A 9,738-nucleotide genomic window follows, 5' to 3' on the forward strand; every position below is an offset into this window, starting at 1 on the left:
CCGGCGCCTGTATCGACCATCAAAATATCAAAATCATCCTCAAGGCTATCGATGGCAGCAAAGAGAGAAAAACGCTCTTGCTCATTTAGGTTCGCAACGTCGTAACGACCACTGCAACCAGGTAAAAGCTTCACGCCTTCAGGTCCATCACAAATGACTTCCTGAATCGTACCCGTACCATCGAATAGGTCGAGTAAAGTCATGTCTGGCGTAAGGCCAAAAGCAATGTCCAGGTTAGCCAAACCTAAATCACCGTCCATCGCCAAAACACGTTTACCGGCCCGCGAAAAAGCAATTGCCAAGTTCGATACAATATTGGTCTTCCCAACCCCACCTTTGCCACTGGCAATTGCCAAGACACGTGCAGGTGCTTCATTGGTTGTACCAGTATTCGACATATCGTTACCTTGAGTCATTTCGACTATCCCCCGGGATTCTATTCCCTCAGCAAGCGACCCCAACATCCCCACACTCTACCCAGCCATTCGCGTTAATTGATCCTCTTGAGTTTCTACCGTTCTTCCCACGCTTGGGCCAGCAAACTCCAACACACTTTCTGCGATTCTTCGTGCAATTGCTTGCGGCCGTGGCCGCGTGATGTCTTCAGGAACGCGCTGTCCCATCGTAATAAACGAGATAGGCAAATCTGAAGCCATTACAGCATTCACCATGGCGCCAAACACTCGAGCTTCATCATATTTCGTGAAGATCAAAGCTGCCGGTGCAAGGCCATGATATCGAACTAAAATATCGTTCACTTCGTACTGACGAGTCGCCGCAGGGATAACCAAATGGGTTTCTACGTCATACTGGCGAAACATTGTCCGTAAATCAGCCACCTGGTTTTGGTCACCTGGGTTACGACCTGCCGTATCCACCAACACAAGATCATACCGTGCGAAACGGTTCATTGCGTATGAGAATTCCTCAGGCGTACTCACAGTTTCCAGAGGCACACCGATTAAGTCTGCATAGTGACGAAGCTGGTCAACTGCGCCAACACGGTAAGTGTCGGTCGTAATCAAGCCAACTTTCTGCTTTCGAATAAGGCTAGCATTGGCCGCCAACTTAGCGAGTGTCGTCGTTTTACCCGCGCCCGTTGGGCCAACAACTGCAACGACTTTGTTACGAGCTGGTCCACTGTAACGCTCAGTGTCGAGAATATCACCCATCACCTCTGTAATGGCCTGCATTTGAAGCGATGTTCCAGACCGCGCCGCAACTTCATTGTCAGCGGCCAGGCGCTCAAAACGGCGATGGCAGCGAGCAACGATTCGTTGACGAAACTCAGGGTCAACATCTGCGCTGTCCAGGATACAAGTAAACCAATCCTGAGTACCGCCAACACTCTTAATTGAGTAAGCTGCCAGAATTTCACGCACACCTTCAAGTTGGTCTACGAGCATTTCCCGGGCCGACTCGAATTCTTCAGTGCGTAAATCTTCACGCAATCCTCTGATTTCGTTACGGAGCGTCTTAAGTCGCACATCGAAAACATCGCTGTTGTTCGCATCACGAGCGGCATTCGCTTGAAATCCAGCCGCTGCTGCCGCTGCCGCAGGATTCACATCATCAACTGCAGCAGTTACCTCAATCTCCGCCGGACCAAACATACCTTTGGTGCGAATCTGCCGAGAACCAAACACAATCGCGTCTGAACCCAGTTCTTCTTTAACTTTTACCAATGCATCCTGCATATCTTTTGCGATGAACTTCTTAACTTGCATTTTACGCCGCCCCTCTCAATTGACCATCAATGGCCCCACCAACAACACCAATCGTCTGTAGATTGGCATCTGACTCAATTTCGCGAAAACTAAGAACACTAATACCAGGTATATGACGTCCTACGAACATCATCACCGAGCGTCGAATATCAGCCGGAACAACGACTACCGGCATTCCTTCAGTACCTGGCAAAGTGCTTACACTGTGCTGGAACTGGTCGAGCATACCCTGAAGTTCCTCTGCATTGAGGACTCCGCCACTGGCTGGGTTTTGCAGGCGCCGGAAAATCATCTCAACTGGAGGAGATAGAACCAGTGCTGAGACGTTGCCGGCGCTGTCTAAGAAGCTTGCAGTCAACTGCTTAGACAGTCTTTGTCGCACAACCTCTGTAAGCTGATCTGGGTCTTTAATATCGTCACCAAAATCAGCAAGAGTTTCAAGAATCGTTCTGAAATCTCGAATTGAGATACGTTCGGAGAGAAGATTTCGAAGAACCTTAATCACCTGACCAGGCTGCAAGATATTGGGGATAAGTTCCTCAATAACCTTTTCATTCTCTCGGCTGTGAAGCTCAATGAGCTCGGCAAATTCACGTCGACCAATCAACAAGTGGCAGTTTCGAGCGAGCAATTCACCTAGATGTGTCGCTGCGACTGTCGCGGCATCAACAACCGTGTAACCCATAAGCTCAGCGCGTTCAGAGTCCGCTTGTGAAATCCACTTAGCAGGCAACCCAAACGCCGGTTCGGTCGTTCCTTCACCGTTTAACTCTGGCATCCCACCGCTGGGGTTCATTGCCAGCATCGCACCAACCTGCAAAACTCCCGCGCCAATGTTGTTTCCGCACAACATGACACGATACTCACCTGGGCGTAATTGCAAGTTGTCACGCATATGAATCGGCGGAACAACAACACCCAAATCTTGTGCAAGCTGCTTACGGATACCGTTGATACGACCAAGCAGCGCGCCATCACGATTACCATCCACAAGCGGAACCAACTCGTATCCCACTTCGACTTCCAAGAGGTCTACAGGCAGTAGGCTCTCAAGTTCTTCTCGTTCTTTTTCACTCTTAGAAGACTGAGCTTCCTGCTGCTCCTCGAACTCTTCTTCTTCAGACGCGGTGTCATCACTTTTGAGACCCATGTAGGCCATGCCCGCTGCTAAGAGTAGAAATGGGACATGCGGCATTCCTGGCACAATACCCAGTGCTCCCAAAAAGACCGCAGAAAGGACCAACGGGCGCTTTGGACCTAATACTTGGTCCATAACCGTATCGCCCAATGCGCCGGGGGTCGATGTTCGAGTGACGATAACACCTGATGCAACACTCGTTAAAAGCGATGGTAGTTGTGAGGCCAAGCCATCACCAACGGTCAACATGGTATACGTTTTAGCGGCCTCAGCCACATCCATGTCTTGCTGCATGGTACCGATAATTAAGCCGCCGATGATATTAATGGCAGTAATGACCAGTCCCGCAATGGCATCACCGCGGACAAACTTTGCAGCACCATCCATTGCGCCAAAAAAGTTCGCTTCAGTTTGAATGTCTTCTCTTCGTTGCTTTGCTTCGGCTTCGGTTAAGGCACCTGCTGCTAGCTCGGCATCGATGGCCATCTGCTTGCCCGGCATCGCGTCCAAGGTAAAACGTGCTGATACTTCTGCAATTCGACCTGAGCCCTTGGTAATAACGACGAAGTTAATAATAACAAGGATAAGGAAGATAATGATACCGAGGACATAGTTGCCGCCAACGACAAACTCTCCGAAAGACTTAATGACTCGGCTCACTGCATCGGCGCCCTGGTCGCCCTTACTTAAAATTAACCGGGTCGAGGCAACGTTTAGCGAAAGTCTTACCAGCGTCAAAACAAGAAGAATCGATGGGAACGAACTTAAGTCGAGCGGCTTTTCAATGTTAAGCGATAGAATAAAAATCACCATCGCCGCGCTAATGCTGAATGAAAGCAGTAGATCCATAATGAAACTAGGCAGTGGGAGAATCATCACTGCAATCACGCCAACCATGGCGCCAGCAAAGAGGTTATCTGTACCGATGATCGAGAGCGGGCCTCTTCGTGCTGAGCCGCCTTGTGTGCGACCCGTTAGTTGCTTGGCTGCGTCACTCATGCTGCGCTCCGATTGTTTTTACCTTTACGGCGATAAACATGTGCCAAGACCAATGCGACCGCTTGATAGAGATCGGTTGGTACTTCGCCGCCCACTTTAACCTGGCGATACAGCGCACGGGCTAAAGGTGGTTGCGGAATCACTGGAATGTGATTCTGCCGTGCTATTGACCGAATCCGAGCAGCCTGCTCATCAACGCCTTTAGCGACTATTTTTGGAGCCGCCATATTTGAGCCGTCGTACTTGATTGCCACCGCATAGTGAGTTGGGTTAACAACCACTACGTCAGCTTCTGCAACATGCTTAACTGAACGAGAATCCACCAAGTCTCTAGCCATTTGCATCCGGCGGCCCTTCATTTTTGGGTCTCCCTCGGTGCTTTTATGCTCGTCCTTGATCTCCTTAAAGCTCATCTTCAACTGCTGCTCTGTTTCATACCAGTTAATGATGAAATCAATGATCGCGATAATCATGAATGCCACGCCGGCCTTCATAACCAGCTCCATTACGACGTCTTTAGCACCGTCAAGAATACTGCCGAGTGCATAAGCCTCGGCTGTGGTGTAGCCCTCGAGCCAGCCCCAGATAACATGAGCGCAAAGACCACCGACAACGACGATTTTAAAACAAGAAAAGAGAAATTGAGTCGCTGCTTTTTTGGTCAAAAGTAAATTTTTGATTCCCATAAGCGGATTGATCAGATTATCGAGATTCGGCTCAGATAGTTTCTCAAGATTAAAATAACCTTTTGACTGAGCAAGACCGAATGCAATGGCTACAACAAGACCAGTTACCATGACCGGCAAAGACGTTAGCATGTAAGTATCAGCCATCGCGTCATAGAGCGGAGCACCAATCGGCTGAGACAGGTCACCTAAGGTCTGCTGCATAAAGGCAGTCATGCTCACCGCGCTCTGGGTGAAATAGACCATGGAAGCTGCCACACCACCAACCAACAAGGACAGGGTGTTAAGGTCTTTGCTTTGTGCAAATTGACCCTTCTCGCGTGCTTCAGCACGCTTTTTCCCCGTGGGGGCTTCTTCCTTATCTTCGTCTGACTGATCCGACATTATCCAGCCACCGTCGACACTAAGTCCTCAAGACTTCTGTCAAAAAAGTTATGAATCGACCAGCCAACATTTGGTGCAAAAAGCAACAATGACCAAAATCCGATTCCAATCATAAAAGCGAAACCAAGCGCGAACACATTGAGCTGCGGCGCCACCCGGGTCAAAAGACCGAAGCAAAGCTGAGTGATAACTGAGACCACAATCAATGGCAGGCTAATAAGAAACCCTGCTTCAAGCATGGATGCACCGTTGTGCATTACGAGTCCCTCGATATCACCGCGAAATTCTGCGCCGCCAAGCGGCATCGTATGCAAGCTAAGCGCCAGGCCCCGAACAACTTGATGATGGCTTTCGGAAGTGAAGAACAAAACACCTGCCATGGTAAACATGATGTTCGTCACTGGGCCACTCTGCTCACGGCTCAATGGGTTTACTGTTTTCTGAAATCCAAAACCCATTTGAACGCCCGCAATTTCACCCGCAACCTCAACTGCACCCAGTGCAACCCGAACGAGCAAACCCATGAACACACCATTTAGGAAGTCCATGAAAATAGCGGGCAGAAGTTCTGCAGGAAGCGCCACAGGCGGCATCGAGACGAAAAGAGCGGTACTTAAAAGCACCACAAACATGGTTCTGAAAACCATCGGAGCCACTTCGAACGAGAAGAGTGGTAATGCTACCGCAACGCCGCCTACCCTTGCTAAAACAAGGCCGTACGAAATTGCGATACTTTCCATCCCGCTCAAATTCATCGATAAACTCCTGGTCCGAGTTCAACGATTCCTGCGAAAAGGTCGACTGTATAATTTACAAGCGTATCAATCATCCACGGACCCACGATAATCAGCGCGATGCCAATCGCGAAGATTTTGGGCACGAAGTTTAATGAAGCTTCCTGGATCTGGGTCGCGGCCATGAAGATGGCAACGATGAGACCCACAAAGATACCTATTCCCAATAACGGAAACGATATAACCGCCGCTAAGGTCAGCATCTCGTTTAATACCTGCATGACGTATTCAGAGTTCACCCGAAACTCCTAACGATTGAGCCGACCATGAGATTCCAACCATCAGCCAAGACAAAGAGCATCAGCTTCAAAGGCATACTCAAAAGCGCGGGAGGCAACATAACCAGACCCAAGGACATCGTTAAAGACGCCACGACCATGTCGAGTAATAGGAATGGGATAAATACGAGGAATCCCATTTCGAATGCCGTACGCAGCTCAGAGATGACGAATGCTGGAATCAGTAAGTGCATTTCCACGTCTGAAGGCTTGTCCGGCCGAGCTTCCTTGTTGATTTCGTAAAAAAGCATCAAATCGGCTTCACGAGTTTGCTTCAACATGAACTTACGCAGAGGAGTAATCGTCTGATAGAGGGCTTCCTTCGCCTCAATTTCGCCTTCCATGTATGGGCCTACGCCGCGCGTGTAGATGTCCTGACCCACTGGCCACATAATCGCGACGGTCAAAAACAAGGCTAATCCCATCAATACTTGCTGCGGAGGTGTCGTTTGGGTTCCCAAAGCGGTTTTAAGCAGCGAGAACACCACTACGATTCGAACAAAGCTGGTCATCGTAAGTAAAACGGTTGGTCCCAAGGTGATGAGCGTTAGAACGAAAATCATCTTCAAGGCCGCACCCATCTGAGTGTCGCTGTCGCCGTTGAGACTGATGTTGAAGTTTGAAGCTGCCGACGAGAGACTTGGAATCAAAAGAATCAGTGCGGTTGCGACAGAAATGAGTCCCGCCATCCGCGCCAGGCTTGTCGCTCCAGCCTTCTCAGCATTACGTACCGCCATGGTGTCAGCCCCGCTCTGCGATGCTGGCTCGTTGGTGGTTACTTGGTCGGAAATCTTCATATCTTATAGGTATGCAAGGGTTGTGCCCAAAGTTGAAAAAGCAGCCGATCGAACCTAAGTGATTGATTTATATAGCATTTATCTGTTCCAAACATAAAAAGAACCCTGCTTAGCTGAAAAATAACTCAAGATTTCCGCCAAGGTGCCGACGGAATGACGGGCCTTTGACGATCTGCTGGATTGGATGGGGAAAACAGGAATCATGCCGAGAGAAACTCGGCTAAATCGGTCCAGTTAAGGTTCCAGACCGGGCCTTGATGAGGCCAGACACAGAAGAGGCAGTGAGCTTACGGTTGCCTTGGGTGGCAATCTCGCAAACGGACGCGCCTTGACGCAGCTCACCTATCCGCTCACTGGGAACTTAGCCTAATTAGGCTGCCGCACCACTGCGATAGCGGTTAGCTAAATGACCGGCTAAGCCGCTTACGGCCATCTTGCTCTTGGTCGTACGCTTCTCACGCAGCTTTACCAAGCCCTCCAGGTCTTTCGACAAAGACCCAGAGTTAATCTTTGCAGTCGCAAGCTTCAACGAGTCATCACTCTCAAGCTCGGGTAAATCCTTCGCTAAAGGGCGAGCTGCTGCCGCTGTCGTCTCAGTAGGCACCGGTATGAAGTCATCTTCAGCCATTTCAGGCTCGGCCCGCGGTACAGGGTTTAAGTCAGGGATATTGAAGCCACCAAAAGCGGCACCCATACCTTGCTCTTGCTCAGGTACCAAATGGCTTCCCACATGGCTCAGGAGCGTTACGCCCTTATCACTGGCTGCCAGCAGAAGCTTTTCACCGCATGTCTCAATCAATGCAAGCTTGTGCTTTCCGCCGAACGGCTTAACCGCAACGACATCAATCGAATCATCCAAAAGGTCGATTTTCTTGTTGCTCTTCAGAAACCAGAGAATCATGCTCAATGCCGCGATGATAAGGCCGAAAAAACCGGACGCGGCCATAGTACTGCTACCCGTGGCCAATCTTGGCTTTTCAACGTTAGCTTCCCCATCGTTCCTGGCCGATGCTTCTTCCACAACCACATTCGCAACCGCGGCCGCCTTCTCCGCAACCGACTTGATTGCACTTTCAGGCTCTTCCTGCATCATATTGATGCTTATTGCCTTGCCAGTGCGGGTCTCAAGCTTGAGGTTTTTGAAAACTTCTCGTGATGAGCCTCGTGTAAAAAGCGAAATCGTCGAGCCCCGCTTCAAGCGCTTCACACGCATCGTCTTAACAGGGCCTTCTTTGTATTTGCGGACTATACGCTTTGCCCGTAAACCCGGAATAAACACCACAATCTTACGATTGGTTGCTCGGTGCATCCGCGCCTGCTCCAACGAATCCCGGTCCAGTTCATCCATCGATAAAACAAAGGAGTGCTCTTCAACATTTGGTGCATCAGGAGTCCAAAAACCGGCCCCCATCAGCAATGTGCTACACAGAGTTAAAGTTGTAATCATAATGGCACCTCTTTCACTACGCCGCTGCTTTTGAGACGCTCATTAGGGCTAACAACCTCAGTGATTCTAACACCATAGCGCTCGCCTATGACCACAGCTTCGCCGCGAGCGACGAGCTGGTCGTTGACCATAATATCGAGGGGTTCATCGGCTGATTTTGGAAATTCTATGACCGAACCAGGCCCCAGGGACAAAACTTCTGAAATACGTACCCGGCGTCTACCCAGCTCAACCGCAAGCTCAATCCGAACGTCTAAGACCCTGTCGAGGTCCCTTGGATCCATATCCATCTCATCATAATCATCGCCCTCAGGCACAGTCATATCGTCTGTCATTTGTAGTTCGCCTTAATCTCAACACCGAACGCACCATTACACTGAATAGGCATGCCCAACATCTTCGTTTTGCCTTCCACCATCACTGGAACAACTTCTTCCTGACTTCTGTCCAAGCGAAGTAGATCCCCCTCTTTTAACTTCAACAATTCGTTCACAGATATATTCACCGCACCGAGGTTGCTGCTGACCTTGACCTTCGTCTGGTGAACATGTGCCGACATAATAAAAGGCAGTTCGTCGGTCTCTACTCGGTCCTTGCGAATTAAAAGCTCGAGAATATTCGGGAGTAAAATCAATACCAGCCCACTCTTCTCACCGCCCAAATCAAACCGCATGCGCCACATAATGGTGCTTTCAACCTGCGGTGGGAGCTCTGGTGGTAATCCACCCGGAATCGGTTCTACTTGAAAATCCTCATCCAATTCTTCAAATACACGAATTCGTAATTCTCGAGCCAACACATTCATAAGAGGCATCAGAGTATGACGCTCAACGCTTGTAAGTCGCTGCCGCTGGGGAGTAACCCAGTCTGCATCCGCCGCAGGCCCTGTGGCCACAGCAGCCCCGAATGCTCGTTCAATCAATAGGAAACTCAAGAGAGTTTCCATACCTAAGTACCCCACCAAGCCGTATTCGGCGGCATGGATTTCGGCAACCATCGCCAGCTCACGCATCGTGCCAGAGGCCGTACGTGGACCGATAACGTCTGGCGGATCAGTCTTATTGGTTAAGGTTTCACGAATCGTACGGGCTACAGCCATATCGACTGCACCGGTGAGCAGCTCTAAGCGGCGCTCAATAATCGGAACAACCTTGCGAAGCGCATGATCCCCGCTGGCCAAATCAACTGGCTCAGCTTGCCTGGATTTAGGTTGCGCGAGATCCGCCCTTAGGGCTTCCATTTCCTCGGCACTTAAGAGCGGCGTATTAATGTTCATCTGCACAACCCTCCTGGCTTACTAAATAAAAAGGCATTGTCCTGCGATAGGCCCCCAACACTCACACTCCAAAAATCATGTCCACCCAATGCGTAGACGAGACTCACACTTGCCTCGCAGGACAATGCCAAAATCGATTTGTATATTTGCACGAAAATCATCACATGAACTAACCTTGCAAGGGGTGTGCCCAAACCACCTCAAAACACAAG

The 9,738-nt window shown here is 49.8% G+C and carries 10 protein-coding genes; all 10 read right to left on the minus strand.

What is annotated here, in order from left to right:
* Positions 1-416: AAA family ATPase (locus tag HOK28_06500; GenBank protein ID MBT6432723.1), on the minus strand; the 416-nt coding region annotated here is incomplete at its 3' end.
* A 57-nt stretch (positions 417-473) separates the two neighbouring features.
* A complete protein-coding gene (gene flhF, locus HOK28_06505; GenBank protein MBT6432724.1) occupies positions 474-1,727 on the minus strand; it encodes a flagellar biosynthesis protein FlhF in 1,254 nt (417 codons plus the stop codon).
* Position 1,728: 1 nt separating this feature from the next.
* Positions 1,729-3,864, minus strand: a complete 2,136-nt coding sequence (flhA, locus tag HOK28_06510; protein MBT6432725.1) for a flagellar biosynthesis protein FlhA — start codon at positions 3,862-3,864, stop codon at positions 1,729-1,731.
* Positions 3,861-4,934, minus strand: coding sequence for an EscU/YscU/HrcU family type III secretion system export apparatus switch protein (locus HOK28_06515; GenBank protein ID MBT6432726.1), 1,074 nt, complete (start codon positions 4,932-4,934; stop codon positions 3,861-3,863). The genes flhA and HOK28_06515 overlap by 4 nt, the downstream gene beginning before the upstream one ends.
* On the minus strand, positions 4,934-5,689 hold the full coding sequence (locus HOK28_06520; protein MBT6432727.1) for a flagellar biosynthetic protein FliR: 756 nt from the start codon (positions 5,687-5,689) through the stop codon (positions 4,934-4,936). The genes HOK28_06515 and HOK28_06520 overlap by 1 nt, the downstream gene beginning before the upstream one ends.
* On the minus strand, positions 5,686-5,967 hold the full coding sequence (locus tag HOK28_06525) for a flagellar biosynthetic protein FliQ (GenBank protein MBT6432728.1): 282 nt from the start codon (positions 5,965-5,967) through the stop codon (positions 5,686-5,688). Before HOK28_06525 ends, HOK28_06520 begins: the two co-directional genes overlap by 4 nt.
* Entirely contained in the window at positions 5,964-6,743 is a 780-nt protein-coding gene (gene fliP, locus HOK28_06530; GenBank protein MBT6432729.1) for a flagellar type III secretion system pore protein FliP, read from the minus strand. Before fliP ends, HOK28_06525 begins: the two co-directional genes overlap by 4 nt.
* A gap of 430 nt (positions 6,744-7,173) precedes the next feature.
* The gene (locus tag HOK28_06535) at positions 7,174-8,250 is read right to left on the minus strand and encodes a flagellar biosynthetic protein FliO (protein ID MBT6432730.1); all 1,077 of its coding nucleotides are present in this window, start codon (positions 8,248-8,250) and stop codon (positions 7,174-7,176) included.
* Complete coding sequence (gene fliN, locus HOK28_06540) at positions 8,247-8,585, minus strand: flagellar motor switch protein FliN (protein MBT6432731.1); 339 nt, start codon at positions 8,583-8,585, stop codon at positions 8,247-8,249. Before fliN ends, HOK28_06535 begins: the two co-directional genes overlap by 4 nt.
* Positions 8,582-9,526 (minus strand): hypothetical protein, encoded by a 945-nt coding sequence (locus HOK28_06545; protein MBT6432732.1) that lies wholly within the window; start codon positions 9,524-9,526, stop codon positions 8,582-8,584. The genes fliN and HOK28_06545 overlap by 4 nt, the downstream gene beginning before the upstream one ends.
* Positions 9,527-9,738: the final 212 nt, after the last annotated feature.

It is taken from the genome of Deltaproteobacteria bacterium (genome assembly GCA_018668695.1).
Lineage (GTDB): Bacteria > Myxococcota > XYA12-FULL-58-9 > XYA12-FULL-58-9 > JABJBS01 > JABJBS01.